Origin of the sequence: Nostoc sp. NZL, from assembly GCF_015714705.1 — a bacterium.
Classification (GTDB): domain Bacteria; phylum Cyanobacteriota; class Cyanobacteriia; order Cyanobacteriales; family Nostocaceae; genus Nostoc; species Nostoc foliaceum_A.
Map to the genome: position 1 here is coordinate 78247 of NZ_WBKL01000119.1, position 15309 is coordinate 93555.

22 protein-coding genes are annotated in these 15309 nt (G+C 40.9%); 17 read left to right on the forward strand and 5 right to left on the reverse strand.

The annotated features are described in order from the left end of the window. The first annotated feature begins 277 nt into the window (after positions 1–277). The 4 genes from F8R90_RS16900 (at position 278) to F8R90_RS16915 (ending at position 2334) form a co-directional block, all read left to right on the forward strand. The gene (locus F8R90_RS16900) at positions 278–1018 is read left to right on the forward strand and encodes an LmeA family phospholipid-binding protein (protein WP_196511706.1); all 741 of its coding nucleotides are present in this window, start codon (positions 278–280) and stop codon (positions 1016–1018) included. 35 nt (positions 1019–1053) lie between these two features. Then, on the forward strand, positions 1054–1605 hold the full coding sequence (locus F8R90_RS16905; RefSeq protein WP_190895655.1) for a DUF2231 domain-containing protein: 552 nt from the start codon (positions 1054–1056) through the stop codon (positions 1603–1605). A 107-nt stretch (positions 1606–1712) separates the two neighbouring features. After that, on the forward strand, positions 1713–2129 hold the full coding sequence (locus F8R90_RS16910; protein WP_196511707.1) for a ribosomal maturation YjgA family protein: 417 nt from the start codon (positions 1713–1715) through the stop codon (positions 2127–2129). After that, positions 2107–2334, forward strand: a complete 228-nt coding sequence (locus tag F8R90_RS16915; protein ID WP_190895654.1) for a DUF167 domain-containing protein — start codon at positions 2107–2109, stop codon at positions 2332–2334. Before F8R90_RS16910 ends, F8R90_RS16915 begins: the two co-directional genes overlap by 23 nt. A 123-nt stretch (positions 2335–2457) precedes the next feature. On the opposite strand, the gene F8R90_RS16920 is transcribed toward F8R90_RS16915, so the two are convergent. Then, positions 2458–3069, reverse strand: coding sequence for a glutathione S-transferase family protein (locus F8R90_RS16920; RefSeq protein ID WP_196511708.1), 612 nt, complete (start codon positions 3067–3069; stop codon positions 2458–2460). A 197-nt stretch (positions 3070–3266) separates the two neighbouring features. Between F8R90_RS16920 and F8R90_RS16925 the strand changes: the two genes are divergently transcribed. From F8R90_RS16925 to F8R90_RS16945, 5 genes are all read left to right on the forward strand, one after another. Then, complete coding sequence (locus F8R90_RS16925) at positions 3267–3968, forward strand: SOS response-associated peptidase (RefSeq protein WP_196511709.1); 702 nt, start codon at positions 3267–3269, stop codon at positions 3966–3968. Positions 3969–4087: 119 nt separating this feature from the next. After that, positions 4088–4609: a photosystem I assembly protein Ycf3 gene (locus tag F8R90_RS16930; RefSeq protein WP_100902961.1), complete on the forward strand. Its 522-nt coding sequence runs from the start codon at positions 4088–4090 to the stop codon at positions 4607–4609. A 98-nt stretch (positions 4610–4707) separates the two neighbouring features. Beyond that, positions 4708–5001 carry an Asp-tRNA(Asn)/Glu-tRNA(Gln) amidotransferase subunit GatC gene (gene gatC, locus F8R90_RS16935; RefSeq protein WP_196511710.1) on the forward strand — a complete coding sequence of 98 codons (294 nt, stop codon included), beginning with the start codon at positions 4708–4710 and terminating at the stop codon, positions 4999–5001. A gap of 64 nt (positions 5002–5065) precedes the next feature. Further along, positions 5066–5386 carry a YdhR family protein gene (locus tag F8R90_RS16940; protein WP_196511711.1) on the forward strand — a complete coding sequence of 107 codons (321 nt, stop codon included), beginning with the start codon at positions 5066–5068 and terminating at the stop codon, positions 5384–5386. Positions 5387–6568: 1182 nt separating this feature from the next. After that, the gene (locus F8R90_RS16945; protein ID WP_196511712.1) at positions 6569–7081 is read left to right on the forward strand and encodes a hypothetical protein; all 513 of its coding nucleotides are present in this window, start codon (positions 6569–6571) and stop codon (positions 7079–7081) included. 79 nt (positions 7082–7160) lie between these two features. Here the strand turns inward: F8R90_RS16945 and F8R90_RS16950 are convergent, their stop codons facing one another. Further along, positions 7161–7742: a thioredoxin family protein gene (locus tag F8R90_RS16950; protein WP_100898998.1), complete on the reverse strand. Its 582-nt coding sequence runs from the start codon at positions 7740–7742 to the stop codon at positions 7161–7163. 141 nt (positions 7743–7883) lie between these two features. Beyond that, positions 7884–8099: a chlorophyll a/b-binding protein gene (locus tag F8R90_RS16955; protein WP_114083012.1), complete on the reverse strand. Its 216-nt coding sequence runs from the start codon at positions 8097–8099 to the stop codon at positions 7884–7886. A 200-nt stretch (positions 8100–8299) separates the two neighbouring features. On the opposite strand from F8R90_RS16955, the gene thyX reads away from it, so the two are divergent. The 5 genes from thyX (at position 8300) to F8R90_RS16980 (ending at position 11048) form a co-directional block, all read left to right on the forward strand. After that, positions 8300–9022, forward strand: coding sequence for an FAD-dependent thymidylate synthase (gene thyX / locus F8R90_RS16960; RefSeq protein WP_196511713.1), 723 nt, complete (start codon positions 8300–8302; stop codon positions 9020–9022). Positions 9023–9085: 63 nt separating this feature from the next. Then, on the forward strand, positions 9086–9946 hold the full coding sequence (locus F8R90_RS16965; protein ID WP_196511714.1) for an Rpn family recombination-promoting nuclease/putative transposase: 861 nt from the start codon (positions 9086–9088) through the stop codon (positions 9944–9946). Positions 9947–9982: 36 nt separating this feature from the next. Next, on the forward strand, positions 9983–10168 hold the full coding sequence (locus tag F8R90_RS16970; protein WP_196511715.1) for a hypothetical protein: 186 nt from the start codon (positions 9983–9985) through the stop codon (positions 10166–10168). Between the two features lie 140 nt (positions 10169–10308). After that, entirely contained in the window at positions 10309–10725 is a 417-nt protein-coding gene (locus F8R90_RS16975) for a XisH family protein (protein ID WP_196511716.1), read from the forward strand. After that, entirely contained in the window at positions 10713–11048 is a 336-nt protein-coding gene (locus F8R90_RS16980; RefSeq protein ID WP_196511717.1) for a XisI protein, read from the forward strand. The genes F8R90_RS16975 and F8R90_RS16980 overlap by 13 nt, the downstream gene beginning before the upstream one ends. 96 nt (positions 11049–11144) lie before the next feature. On the opposite strand, the gene dcd is transcribed toward F8R90_RS16980, so the two are convergent. Both dcd and F8R90_RS16990 read right to left on the reverse strand, forming a co-directional pair. Then, on the reverse strand, positions 11145–11714 hold the full coding sequence (dcd, locus tag F8R90_RS16985) for a dCTP deaminase (RefSeq protein WP_230966365.1): 570 nt from the start codon (positions 11712–11714) through the stop codon (positions 11145–11147). Positions 11715–11806: 92 nt separating this feature from the next. Beyond that, entirely contained in the window at positions 11807–12343 is a 537-nt protein-coding gene (locus F8R90_RS16990; RefSeq protein ID WP_190895642.1) for a P-loop NTPase family protein, read from the reverse strand. Between the two features lie 330 nt (positions 12344–12673). Between F8R90_RS16990 and F8R90_RS16995 the strand changes: the two genes are divergently transcribed. From F8R90_RS16995 to pgl, 3 genes are all read left to right on the forward strand, one after another. Beyond that, positions 12674–13297 (forward strand): adenylate kinase family protein, encoded by a 624-nt coding sequence (locus F8R90_RS16995; RefSeq protein ID WP_196511719.1) that lies wholly within the window; start codon positions 12674–12676, stop codon positions 13295–13297. 178 nt (positions 13298–13475) lie between these two features. Further along, entirely contained in the window at positions 13476–14219 is a 744-nt protein-coding gene (gene rph, locus F8R90_RS17000) for a ribonuclease PH (protein ID WP_196511720.1), read from the forward strand. Positions 14220–14492: 273 nt separating this feature from the next. After that, entirely contained in the window at positions 14493–15215 is a 723-nt protein-coding gene (pgl, locus tag F8R90_RS17005) for a 6-phosphogluconolactonase (protein WP_196511721.1), read from the forward strand. Positions 15216–15309 lie beyond the last annotated feature (94 nt).

The window sequence follows — 15309 nt, forward strand, 5'->3', positions numbered from 1 at the left end:
GATTTAAGCGGAAATCTATGAAAAATAATATCACTAGTAATTTTTTTATATTTAAATCTTTCTTTTGAGTGAAATCTGACTAAAAACTTCTGTGCATCTACGGCTTAAAAATTCTGGATAGAAAAGCAAAATTTTCTATTCATTATAAATAATGTAATTATACTTTTGGATAGACAATATTTAAGCCTATACTCCATCGCTAGATAGATAAAAAGCTGACGCTAATTTATTAAATTAGCTCAAGGATATGCTATTAAAAGTAGGAGTTAATATAATAATGCCAGACAATCCTGGTTTAGGAGAGCAAGCCCTGAATAAAGCGGCAGAAATAGGATTATCTAGCCAATTAGATGAAGTAGAAAATTTAGATGTAGACATCAAAACAGACCCGCTTAAACTTGTTCAAGGGCAGGTAGATGCAGTCACAATTGAAGGCGAAGGTTTGGTGATGCAGAAAGACCTCCGGATGGAGGAGCTGCAAATGCAAATGACTAGTGTTGCCATTAATCCTTTGAATGTGGCTTTTGGCAAAATTGAACTCACTAAACCTACTGAAGCTAATGCACGGGTTGTATTAACTGAAGGTGATATCAATCGCGCCTTCAACTCTGAATATGTGCGATCGCAACTGCAAAGTCAAAAAATCCACGTTAACGGTGAACTGAGGACTATTGAACCTCAACATGTAGATTTTCGACTACCTGGTGATGGGAAAGTGGCATTAAATGCCAGCATAAAATTATTAGAAACAGGTGAAAATCAGCAAGTTGCTTTTGCCGCAGTACCCAGGATCAGCGGTAATGGGAAAACTGTTACTCTGGAAAATGTCGAGTATGGCGAAAGTGAGGAAATGTCGCCAGAGTTGACAAAAGCTTTGATAGATCAAACTAGCGAAATTTTAAATTTGAGTAACTTTGATTTAGAAGGAATGAGTCTGCAAGTTAACCAACTAAAAGTAGAAGTAGGCAAACTAACCCTACAAGCTGAAGCTTATGTTGAAAAAATTCCTTCAGCTTAAGAATATAGGACACTAATTAATTCAGGATACTAATAATGGAAACTACAGACACAACGCAAACAAGTTCAACACCTTTTCCAAATATTCCACCAGTTATTGAAAGTAACGACAGTGAGTATCGGGATACGGGCGTACCTAGTACAGTTGCGATCGCAGGACATCCTCTACATCCCCTGAGTGTAATCTTTCCCATCGCCTTTTTAGCCGCCGCCTTGGGAAGTGATATCGGCTACTGGTTAACTCGTGATTTCTTTTGGGCTAGGGCTTCGCTATGGTTAATCGGACTCGGATTAGCTGGAGGCTTACTCGCTGCTGCGATCGGTCTGAGCGACTTTTTGAAAATTGAACGAGTTCGCAAGCGCACCGCCGGTTGGGCGCATTTGATACTTAACGTTTCTATCCTGGTTTTATCACTCGTCAACTTTCTCCTGCGTTGGGGCGACGCTGAATCCCGAATAGTACCTTGGGGACTGTTAATCTCGCTGGTTGTTGGTACACTGACTAGCATTTCCGGCTGGTTCGGTGCCGAACTCTCCTATCGCCACAAAATCGGTGTAGTGGGCGCTGGTAGCAGAAGATATCCATAACTAAATAATTCGTAATTCGTAATTCGTAATTAACATTCAATATTACGAATTATTTAGAAACGACTATGCAGAGGCTAAAATTTTGCTTAGTCTTTAAGCCTGATAAAATGCGCCGAAACCGTAATCAAACAATATTTATTATTCTTTCTGTGCTCATCGTTGTACCGATGGGCCTTTTCTTTAAGTATTACACTGGGCTTGCCCATCAGTGGTTTAATGACTACGGAGGAGATATACTTTACGAAATATTTTGGTGTCTGTTTGGATTTTGGTTTTTCAGAAGTCGGGCGGCGATCATCCAAATTCCTATATTGGTTTTTATTATCACTTGTATACTAGAATTCTTGCAACTTTGGCATCCGCCACTATTAGAGGAGATTCGCACCACCTTGATAGGTAAATTGTTACTTGGTACTACCTTTGTTTGGTGGGATTTTCCTCATTATGCATTGGGTTGTGTTTTAGGTTGGTTGTGGCTGCGACAATTACATAAAATAGGTTATGCAAAAAAAAGTCAAGGTTAAACCTAATTCAAAACAGCAAAAAATTGAAGAACAACCTGATGGCAGTTTGACTGTGTATTTAAAATCGCCCCCAGTAGATGGTAAGGCTAATGAAGAATTAATTAAACTTCTAGCAAAGAAATTTGATGTAGCTAAATCTGATATCAGAATTAAGTCAGGTTTGTCCTCTCGGCAAAAGCTGATAGAAATTGATACAGATATCTAGTTGCTGCTTAGTAATATCTTCTGGGAAGACTCTGCCTCCTGCTGAATGTGAGGGGATGTCCCACCCAATACATCCTCTAACAGAGCCAAGAAATGAGAGACACAAACTCGCAAAATCGACTTTTTACGCTTGTGTAATACTGATATAGCTTGGTTGAGCTTTGACTCTTTCTATCCAAGCTTGGATAGCAGGAAATTGTGTTAAATCGAACCCACCTTCGTGCGCTATATGAGTGTAAGCGAACAAGGCGATATCAGCAATTGTGTAACGCTCTCCTACAAAAAAAGTGTGAGAAGTTAAGTGTTTTTCCATCAGGCTAAGTGCTGCATAAGCTGGTTCACGTTTTTGCTTTATAGCTTCACTATATTCTTCAGTTTTACCTAAAATAGAAATCCAAAATCTGGATGTAGCAATAAAAGGTTCATGGCTATACTGTTCAAAACATAACCATTGCAGCACTTGCGCTCGTAAAAAGCGGTCATAGGGTAAAAATTCTGTACCTTCACTCAGATATACCAATATGGCATTTGATTCTGCCAAGTATTTCCCTGGCTCGATTTCCAGAGTAGGTATCTTTCCGTTGGGATTCTTACTTAAAAATTCTGGTGTGCGAGTCTCGCCTTTCAAAATGTTAAGCTCTACCCTCTCAAAAGGCATACCTAGTTGTGTCAATAAAAGACGTATCTTATAACCATTACCAGAAGGTAAAAAATCGTACAAACGCAGTAGTTCCATGCTAAAATGCAGTTATGAATATGTTGAACAGTAGAGGTTCAAAATACAATATCTTACCAAAATATTTTCCTAAAACCGGATAATTTTTTTTAATATTGAGCTTCTGAGTACTATAGAAAATTATCTGAAAAAATAAAAAAATATTATTGCTTTCTAGATTGAGATGTTTAGTTTTGTCAGTGGTTGAGACTAAAAGTATGTGTGGAAGATTTACTCTAAACCAGTCAGCAGAAGCTTTAGCTCAAGTTTTCCATGTCGAGCCAGTTGTGGATTTAGCAGCCGGATATAACATCGCACCTACGCAAATGGTGGCAACAGTATTGCAAAATCCCGAAAGCGAAAAGCGTGAATTTAAGCAGTTGCATTGGGGATTAATTCCGTCATGGGCAAAAGATTCAGGAATGGGGGCAAAGCTGATTAACGCTAGGGCAGAAACTGTTGCCGAAAAACCCGCTTTTCGTTCGGCTTTTAAGCATCGACGCTGTTTAGTGCTAGCTGATGGCTTTTATGAGTGGCAACGACAACAAGGCAAAAAGCAGCCATTTTATTTTCGCCTTCAAGATGGGCAACCCTTCGGCTTCGCAGGTTTGTGGGAGAAATGGCGTTCGCCTGCTAACGAAGAAATAATCTCTTGTACAATTTTGACAACGGCAGCTAACGAATTACTCCAACCTATCCACGAACGGATGCCAGTGATTCTAGAGCCACAAGATTACGATTTATGGCTAGATTCCCAAGTGCAAACGCTCCAAACCCTACAGCAGCTATTGCGTCCCTATCCAGCGCCAGCAATGACTGCGTATCCAGTTAGCACCTTGGTAAACAACTCTCGGCATAATAGTCCAGAGTGCATCATCCCACTCAGTGAGAAGAATGCCCCCACAAATCAGTTAAATTAGCTATTGAGTGGACTGGGGATTAGATGATGAGGGAAGAGTTTTTCCAATACCTAATACCCAGTCCTCATTGCCCCTTATTCCCAGAGGGGCCTCAAGTTCCCCAATCCCCAGACACAACTATGCCAAGAACACAAAAGAACGATAATTTTGTTGACAAATCCTTTACAGTGATGGCGGATATTATTCTGAAGATCCTGCCAACCAACAAAAAAGCTAAAGAAGCGTTTGTTTATTATCGAGATGGCATGTCAGCCCAAGCAGAAGGGGAATATGCTGAAGCATTGGAATATTATGAAGAAGCTCTAACACTAGAAGAAGATACCAACGATCGCGGCTATATTCTCTACAATATGGGGCTAATCTATGCCAGCAATGGCGACCACAACAAAGCTTTAGAACTGTATCACCAAGCAGTTGAGTTAAACCCACGTATGCCTCAAGCCTTGAACAACATCGCTGTGATTTATCACTACCAAGGCGAAAAGGAGAAAGAAGCTGGAGATAACGAGGCTGGCGAAGCACTCTTTGACCAAGCAGCAGACTATTGGATTCGAGCTATTCGCATGGCTCCCAATAACTACATCGAAGCCCAAAACTGGTTGAAAACCACCGGGCGATCGCAAATTGACGTATTCTTCTAAAAGTGATGAGTTAGGAACTATGAATCATTCACTCCTAACTCCTCACTCCTGTACAGATGCGATTAATCGCGTCTCTCCCTAACTCCTAACTAAAAAATATGATTGACCAAGAACAAGTTCATAAAGTAGCTAATCTTGCTCGTTTAGAGTTGACTCCAGAAGAAGAGGAACAATTCACTACCCAGTTAGGAAGTATTCTGGATTATATTCAACAGTTGGATGAGCTTGATGTTAGTGATGTGCCTCCAACAACACGAGCGATTGATGTCAGCAACATCACACGAGAGGATGAATTGCAACCTTATCCTGACCGGGAAAGCATCCTCAACAGTGCACCTGAACAGGAAGGCGAATTTTTCAAAGTTCCAAAAATCCTCAACAGCAATGAATAAATAACAAGACTGAAGAGCCGAGAAAATCATTGCAACAAAATTCAAGATTAGGTCGAAAATCCCCATGAGTAAAGTATTCGTATATGCCGAGTATCAAGTATCTATTCCTTTCAGTCAGATAGATTGGGTTCCAATCAATGTAGAAATGAAAAAATTTCCAGGATTGAGGTCTAAAACTTGGTTAAGTGGTGTAAACACTAATACTGTTGGTGGTTTTTATGAATTTGATTCTGTAGAGAATGCACAAAATTATATTGATGGCTTATTGATTCCATTTACAAAACAGGTAAATGGAAATCTTACTGTTAAGCTTTTCGATGGTCATGCAACTAAAGAAGCCAGTATAGGCATGAGTTCTCCTTTCTATGCGGCAGATTCTCAATAATTCTCCATTGCATGAATTCATCATGCCTCTATTTGGTGGTGTTGAAGAATAATTCAGAATCCAGGAATCAGCAATCTTGATGTTCACAGACTCCTTGGCTCTGCTCTATCAGTTTTGGATTCAGACCCGCCACTATGAAATTTGACTATCAAATCCTATGATTTGATGGGAGTGCAAAAACGCCCTTTATTCAGATACTCTTTACAAGGCGTTGCGCTATCCTTTTTCGTTCAGAATACCCAACTAAATTTTGTTTTAATAAAAATCCAGATAAATTTGATTACAAAGATAAGTTACACATACAGAAACATGAATGGGAAAATGAGTATAAGTTAATTCTTTTTTGGCTGTCGGCAAAAATTTAAAAACGTTGATTTTGCTAAAAACAACCTTAATAAAGTATAAATGCCCAAAGCCACTATATACCAGTAGAATTTAATTAGTTTATTTGTCCATACAGTTGAGCCAGTCCAATAACCCTAATACTATTGGTTTCTGGGCCGATGCTCGATTCAGTCCCAAAGTTCCGAAATTTGGGCATCCATAGCTTGAAAACAACTAGCAATGCTGCGGAGTTCTTCTTTTAAGAGAAGTTACGAAATTTCGGTTTCACCTTCGGCTAGAGCGCTCAACATTAGACGATGGTGAAGATCCCCAACCACCTAGATATGACCCCGTAAAGACAGGCAAAAGGGGGCCGTTAAATAATTAACTTGTGAGAAAGGTCTTCGTGAGTTTCTACGGTTATAACAGAAGGCGACATTAGGATACACTGGCTTTTGAATACACCTGAAGTTCGGCAGCAACAAACAAAGTCGCTGCTAGTGACTTCTGGCCTAGTATCCTATCGCTTTTTGCTGTATGAAACTTACTCAAATCTACGGCAAGTCTCCCTCAAGAAGGTTTCTTAACATCTAAAAAGACTCCCACTGTTTTGAGGCTATAGCCTTAGAATATTTACAAGCTTTACTTACGAATTAGCTCTCTCTAGAGAAAGTACCGTTTTGGCTGTCTAAGCTGATATTCTACCTATTTCTATTGGTTGGTATCTGTGTAGCTTAACAAATCAGCGGATTCATTAATATTAAGCCTGTTTTACTATTTAGTTTCTTACTCTGACCTATTAGACAGCTAGAGTGTTCATTTCACTTTGTTCAATAGCTTTTAGCCCTTATCGCTCCCATGCTGACCCATCACCGCAAGCCCGTGTGCTTATCACTTATTTCCACTGACCTACCAATCTGGTCTGTTGTCGAAACTGCCGCGACATTGTATCAAAAAGATACAGATAGGTTTCATTTACTATTGACCGCACCGCCCCTAATTAGCTGCGAAGTAGAGAGTGTAGTAAGTCCAGAAGAAACACTTCCTCAAAGCAAGAGCAAAGCTTACGCCCCCAACAGTCCCAGAATTTTGTGGCTGGAGATTTCCCCTTACCGGGTCATCATGACTATGCAAGGTAACGCTCAAGTTAGTTACCGTCACTTTTGGGAACAAGGCGTTTATGGCATTAGTCGCTATTGGTTGCCAACTGAGTCGTTGCAACCTAACGATCCTATTCGTTTACGAAATTTTACTAGTAGCCTAACTCTCAACGGACATCCCTTGCCAGAACATTTGCGTCTGGAATATGAATTGTGGGCAGAAAAAGTGCAATTAGGATGTTACATACTGAATTTGGAAATTAAACATTGATAGGCATGGGGAATGGGGAATAGGGAAAAGTTTTTCCACTGTCAATAACTAATGCCTAATCCCCAATGCTCAATCCCTTTTAACCAAAATAACTGGGTTGGTTTCCAGGTTTCCATTTAATATTGCAACCAACACTCGGCTTTTGCTCACTCGTAACAGGTTTACCCGCCAGCACTGCTTCAATGGCTGCACGTAAATCTGCGCCAGTCACAGGTTTACCATTACTGGGGCGGCTATCATCTAATTGTCCCCGATAAACAAGTTGCCGTTGGTCATCAAATACAAAAAAGTCTGGTGTGCAAGCTGCTGTGTAAGCCTTCGCCGTTTCTTGGCTCTCATCGTAGCATAAGGTAAAATTAAACCCTTGTTCTGTTGCAAATGCTTGTAACGACTCTGGCGCATCATCTGGGTAATTTTTTGCATCGTTAGCACTAATGGCAACGATCGCTAAATCACTTGTAAAATAATCTTTTCCTAACTGCACTAATTCTTGTTGAATGTGCTTTACAAATGGGCAATGCCGACAAATAAACATTACCAACAGTGCTTTTTTATCTGCAAAGGTAGAAAGTGAAGTCGCCTTTCCAGATACTACTTCCGGTAGATTAAAATCTGGCGCTTTTGTGCCTAGTGGCAACATAGTTGAAGCAGTTAAAGCCATATTTCACCCAATATTTTTACGCTGATAACTGCTTTGGCTATCAGTATATTTTCACTCTAGCACTAAGTTTTACATAAATTAAGAGACGGTAAATTTACCGTCTCTTATATTTGTTGAGAATTAAGTTATAAAAATTAGTTTTTACAGATTTGCCAAAACACCAACGATGCCATGTCCTGTAAATACTTCTAATGCTATCAGAGAGACAAAGCCAATCATTGCTAAACGACCGTTGAGCATTTCTGCATAAGGAGTGAAGCCAGTGCGATCGCCTTGCTCATCTATGTAAACTTTTGGCTCGATCGCAAAGTTGTTCAGTTTGCCTTGGTCGTCAATTATAGCAGTGCTTGTACGCATGGATTTTTCCCTGTCTTCTCTTTATGTAAACAACTGTAACAAAGTTATTAATATTTGTAAAGTATTTTAATCTAATCAAGTAGAAGTCCAAGCCAGAGAAGAGATATGATGATGAATCGAGTTTAAAGCCATGTCTAACAAATAGGCTCCGCTCCTTCTGCGTAAGCAATCTTAGTCACCAATCCATTCCCTAACAGCTAATGCATCGATTTCGAGTAGAGGTTATTGCCAAAACACCAAACCCGCAGCAGGTAATTTATGCCGCGATGCACCAAGACTATACCGATGGGTTCGTGTTTGATGAGCGCGACTCCTGGCCCTCGGAGTCACAAAGCGGCGAAGTTATTGTTAAGCGACTTTTAGCGGGTGAGAGGGGACACTATGGGCCTCTAGAGCATCCCCAGATTGTTTTCAACTGTGGCTACTTTCCCCACAGTGTCATGCAGCAGGCTCGTACTCATCGTGTAGGCGTATCATTTGATGTTCAGTCTTTTAGGTACACAGGCAATCAATTTATTGATGTATTAGAAGGTAAAAAAGACATAGAAGATGTTTTTTACTTACGTCCCGTTGGTTATTACACTGATAGACAAGGCAAAAAGTACCATTATTCACCAGAGCAGCGAGCAGCAGACTTGGAGTGGTGTTTAGAAGCAGCTAAACGATATAAAGCTGATTTTGAGGGTGGAATGTCTGAAGAACATGCAAGAGGTAAAGTACCTTTTGATTATCGCCAGCATTTTGTAGTTAGCTTCAATTTAAGGTCTTTCTTACATTTTTGTGACCTGAGAAATAAAAAAGATGCTCAACTTGAAATTCAAAAGTTGTGTGAAATGATGTGGCCTCATTTTGAAGATTGGGCACCTGCGATCGCACAATGGTATGAAAAGCAGCGTCTAGGTAAAGCGAGATTAGCACCATAATCATATCTTGGGGCAATTAATTCATACTGAATTCTTCTTATAAAAAATTTGTAAAATGCTTTCATGCGTCGAGACTCAATATTTTACAAACTGTTTCAGCAGTCTCCCACTTTGCTGTTTGAACTACTGGCAAATCCTCCAAATAATGCAGATAGTTATCGTTTTGATTCAGTCGCCGTTAAAGAACCGAAATTTGAAATTGACGGAGTATTTCTACCACCTGAAAGCGATGGTGCTGGAGTTGTATATTTTTGCGAGGTACAGTTCCAGAAAGATGAACAACTTTATGAGAGAGTATGGGCTGAATCTTCGTTATATTTCTACCGCAACCGTGCTAGATTTAGCGACTGGCAAGCAGTGATAATTTACCCGTCGCGCAGTATCGAACAAAGCGATATTCATCCTCATCGTTCATTGCTGAACGGCGGACAACTACACCGGGTGTATTTAGATGAATTAGGGGATATTCGTCAATTACCTATATGGGTGGCACTGATGGTATTAACTACAGTGGATGAAGAACAAGCACCAGAAGAAGCAAGGTATTTGTTAACAAGAACTGCTCAAGAAGTGCTATCACCATCAAGTCGCGCCATAATTGAATTAATAACGACGATTATGGTGTACAGATTTGAAAAATTAACTCAAGCGGAGGTAGAGTCTATGTTAGGAATCACGCTTAAGGAAACGCGAGTTTACCGAGAAATTAAGGAAGAAGGACGCGAGGAAGGACGTGAGGAAGGACGTGAGGAAGCAACAGCTAATCTTATTCTCCGGCAATTGACTAAGCGATTTGGGGAACTTTCTGAGGAAATACGCTCCTCAATTTCTGGTTTACCTTTGCCTGTTCTGGAAGATTTGAGTGAAGCACTGTTAGATTTTACTAGTTTGGCTGATTTACAGGTTTGGCTAGAAGCGCGATGAAGGTTTAGACTATCTCATATAGAATTTTTCAGGACGATGGATATTCAAGAAGTTCTATGCGATCGCCGAATTATTTCCTCTGAGCTAGATATTATAAGTAGTACTTCTGTGTTTGTTGGAACGCGAGTTCCATTGCAGACTTTTTTAGATAAGCAACTTTGGAATTTAGTAAATAAACTTTTGTTTGATGTGTTTATTACGTCAGATAATAAATTAGCATAACAGCCAAAATTTCGAGTTAAGCTGTTACGTATACAACTTGCATTATCAGGGCAGGCAAGATGCGCAGCCCGCAATCATATTGAAAAAATATTAGTGCAAATTAAAGGTGCAATAGCTTATTACACTTAAAACATTAAAGAATGTCTGCAAGAGATATTTTCCATCAATTAGTTAGATTGGCTTTGCAAAAAGATGGCTGGACAATTACACATGATCCACTGTCTATTGACTTAGCAGATGGACAATTACAAATTGATCTCGGTGCAGAACGGTTAATTGCTGCCCAAAAGCAAGATGAACGAATTGCTGTAGAAATCAAGAGTTTTGTTGCTCCTTCTGCGATTTCTGAGTTTCATACAGCTTTAGGACAATGTTTAAACTATCGAGTAGCGCTCAAACTAAAAGAACCAGAGCGAGTTCTCTATTTAGCAGTTCCGCTAGCAACTTATGAAGATTTTTTCTCACGGCAATTGCCACAACTGAGTATTCACGAGTATCAATTGAAACTACTAGTATTTGACCCTGAGAATGAGGTAATTGTACAATGGATAAGCTAGCTGAGTATCGGCAAATCATCCAGCGAGTTCTGACAAGTCACGCTCAGATTAAACCTGCCTATGGTGAAATCGAACGGCAAACTATTTTTGATTTACAACAGGATCATTATCAAGTTGTGAATATGGGTTGGGAAAATCGTCGTCGGGTTTATGGCTGTTTAATTCACCTAGATATTCGAGATCATAAGATTTGGATTCAGTATGATGGGACTGAGGTTGGTGTGGCTAATGAATTAGTCGAGTATGGTATTCCTAAGCAGGATATTGTGCTGGCTTATCAGCCTCCTTATATGCGAAAGCTGACAGAATTTGCAGTGGGATAAGGCAAGCGATCGCACTCCGATTTTTGGGTATGATTTAGAGCGATCGCAAAGATCAACAGGAACATGAATTAAATTGAGTTATTTAGGAATATTCAGTTATACCTTTGCCAAAGTCACAATTTCTAACTGATCCTGATATTTACCCCGTCTTGCTTCATAACTAATAGCGCAGGGTTCACCTTCTAAAAATAGCAATTGCACTACGCCTTCATTAGCGTAGATGCGACAGTCGGCGCTGGAAGAATTGGAAAATTCTAAAGTTAAATGACCTCGCCATGCAGCCTCAGCAGGCGTTAGGTTTGCTATTATGCCACAACGTGCATACGTAGATTTTCCAATACAAATTACAGTAATATTCTCAGGAACCTCCAGTTTTTCTAGAGCAACCCCAAGTCCATAGGAATGAGCGGGTAAAATAAAGTAACTGCCATTGGCATCTGTGTGCAGTGCTGTTGGCTCCAGATTGTGGGGATTAAAGTTTTTAGGATCAACTACAGTTCCGGGAATGTGGCGAAAAATACGGAACTCAGCCGAGGAAAGGCGTATATCATAGCCATAAGAAGACAGACCGTAACTAATTACAGGCTGAACCGCTACAGACTCATCTTTTTGCACTTTTCGGATTAAGCTCGGCTCAAAGGGCGAAATTAAACCCTGTTGAGCCATTTCAGTAATCCAGATATCGTTCTTAATCACAAGTTCGCTGCTAACGTTAATTCAAACCGACTCGATATATTAGCACGAACTGAGTAGTTTGTTTAGGGTCGATAACTCCGACGGATTTCTGTAATTTGATCTGCTACATCGAGAAGAGATTTTGGCATCTCTGGCCCTGTGAGAATAATATCGACGTGGGGAGGGCGTTTTGCCAGAAACGCTAAAACTTCCGTTTCAGGAATTAGACCAAAGTTAATCGCTAAACTTAACTCATCTAAGACAACGAGAGAATACTTACTCTCACATACTACTTGCTGTGTATACTGCCACAGCTTTTGTAAGGCTTGATTTTCCGTATCATCTAAATGTGGTGTATCGATACAACGAGGCAAATCACAGCGAATCCAATCTAAATTTTGTCCTAATTGTATAGGTCGATCCTGTCCTTGACGAATACCTCCTTTGAGAAACTGCACTATTAATACTGGCGTTCCTTGTCCAGCTATTCTCAGTGCTTGAGCCATAACAGTTGTAAAAAAGTTGCGGTGGGAGCTAGTGAAAACTTGCACTAGTCCTTCAACTGGATATGGTAAGGTTAGGGTTGAATTTATACTTGGAGTTTCTAGCTGGGCAACCATAGGGTTAAGTTCAAAAATTTACAATAAATTAAAGGTTTGTGCTGGCACTACTGATTAAAAATTTGCCTGTATAATCAATTTTTTTTCACAGGTGTGGTGGATTTGGCAAATTTCATTCTTAGTCAAACACTACGTTTGCGCTGAAGTCAAGGGTTATTTTCGTTTTTCCTCTGAAAGTAGTTGTAAAAATGAAAACACATGAGTTAGAGTTCCAATTACTTAAAAAGCTGGGCATAACGGCTGAAAATCGCTAAATGTTAGATTTTCCGGTTGTTTGGGCAAAACAGACTTAGCAAGTAATGAATTTGACAGGATGAGGAGTTAATTGTTGTGAGATTGGTGATTCTGGGAGGTTCAGGATCGGGGAAAAGCACTCAAGCACAAAGGCTTTGCAGATACTTTGATATTCCTCTGATTTCTACAGGTGAGATTTTACGGGAAGCAATATCAGGCAATCAGCCCCTGCCGGAATTTCGATGGTTAGAAGCCGATCCCCGGACTTCTCTTTCGGTTTACGCTAGCCTGAGTGAACTAGGTTACCACGCACGGCCCTATATGCAAAAAGGGGAGTTAGTTCCAGATGAAATGATCATTGAATTGATCCGAATACGCCTCAGACAACCAGATATTAACTGCGATTGGGTCTTAGAAGGCTATCCCCGTACTGCCTTCCAAGCTGAAGAATTAGATTTTTTATTGGATGATTTAGGGCAAAAGCTAGATTGGGCAATTTATCTCCAAGTCCCGGAAGCAGTCATGGTTAGCCGATCCTTGGGGCGATCGCTACCAGATGACCAACCAGAAATCGTACAGCGCCGTGTAGAATTATTCTACGATCGCACTATTCCCATCCTAGAATATTACGACCGTCGTCGCTGCTTGTTGACCATCAACGGCGACCAGTCACCAGAGATGGTGATGCAAAATATTTTGACTCTGCTTTCAGTTCCTTAGATAAAGAAGCAGGGGAGACAAATCAATTCAAAATGACGCTCGCGGACTCGCTAACGCTGCGCTAACAAAATTAAAGAACTTCTGCCTCCTTTTTCCCAATGCCCAATGTCCCTCAATCAGATGATTTGCAACACTAAGGTAATCTTAAGGCAGTATTGTAAAACTTGAGGCAACTCCAATGGCTTGGCAGCGTCCTGACGGTCGTCATCCTTACGAACTACGTCCGATCAGCTTTTCCCCCAGTTTCACCCGCTTTGCCCCCGGTTCTGTTCTCGCAAGATGCGGTGATACTCAGGTACTTTGTACTGTTAGCGTTAATAAGGGGGTTCCAAAGTTTCTCGAAGGAACTGGTAAAGGCTGGTTAACTGCTGAGTACCGAATGCTACCATCTGCCACCCAAAAACGGCAAGAAAGGGAATTATTGAAATTATCTGGACGAACGCAAGAAATTCAACGTTTAATTGGACGTAGCTTACGCGCAGCAGTGGATTTTGAGGCACTGGGAGAACGCACGCTAACTGTGGATGCTGATGTGTTGCAAGCAGACGCTGGAACTCGGACAACAGCTATTACAGGCTCGTTTGTGGCGTTGGCTCATGCGATTTCTAAATTGTTGCAGGAGGGCGTGTTAGAGCGATCGCCTCTGTGTGGACAGGTAGCAGCAGTTTCCGTAGGATTACTGGAGGGAGAGCCATTTTTGGATATGAATTATATCGAAGATGTGGCTGCAACCGTAGATTTTAATATAGTGATGAATCAACATTTGGGAATCATTGAAGTCCAGGGAACAGGCGAAGAAGGCAGCTTTAGCCGCACTCAGTTGGATCAGCTGCTAGATGTCGCCCAAAAAGGAATTCAGGAATTGTTAATTGCCCAACGTGAAGCGATCGCTGACTGGGAAGCACTCTTTGTGATTAATTAGTTTTATTAATTTTTAATAAGAATTAATAAATGTATCCTCTGTGGCGTTAATCAACAAAGTATCAAGTAACTGGGTGTAAATAAAAATAATCATGAGAGTAGTTAGTAGTTAGTACGACTGACTACTGACAATTTACTGTTGAAGGTGATAAGGAGCGTCTACGTTTTTATAGCCTACCTAATCCACGATGTTAAATGTTTCAAAAGTTAAAAAGGAGGATTGTAATAAGTTCGGTATTGTATTGCCAGAAGCCAGCAATATAATGATGAAGCCATGAACAAAACCGTTGAAGTTCTACCAGATCAGGCAGCGCTGGTTGCACGAGCGCTAGAATTAATTCTGTCCAAGTTAGAAACTGCTATTGAACAGCAGGGGCGGTTTACCATCGCCTTATCTGGCGGCAGTACACCTAAACCGTTATACGAAGCGATTGCAAATCAAAAACTGCCTTGGGATAAAATTCATATATTCTGGGGGGATGAGCGTTACGTAGCACCAGATCACCCCGATAGCAATGAACTGATGACGCGTCGTGCATGGCTAGATCATGTTGACATCCCAGCAGCTAACATTCACCCCGTACCAACCTTGGAAGCCAGTCCAGAACTGGCTGCTGCTAAGTATGAACAACAGCTTAAAGAATTTTTCAATTCTTCTGGGGTCGAGTTTCCCGCGTTGGATGTAGTATTACTAGGAATGGGTGATGATGCACATACCGCATCTTTGTTTCCCCACACAGAGGCTCTCAAAGTACGCGATCGCCTAGTTACCGTGGGTAACAAAGACGGAAATCCCCGGATAAGTTTCACATACCCCTTCATCAACGCCGCGAGCAGCGTGATTTTTCTGGTTGCTGGTGCTAATAAACGACCAGCTTTGGCGCAAGTCTTTGCACCTGTAGCCGATGACTTCACTTATCCATCCCGCTTAATTCAGCCCCAAGGAGAACTTTGGTGGCTGCTAGATGCGGCAGCAGGTTTGGAACTCCAACATTAAACTTGGGCATTGGGCATTGGGCATTGGGAAAAGACAAGGAAGACAAGGAAGAAACTTGTTCAATAATTCTCCCTTGTCCCCCTGCCCCCTGCCC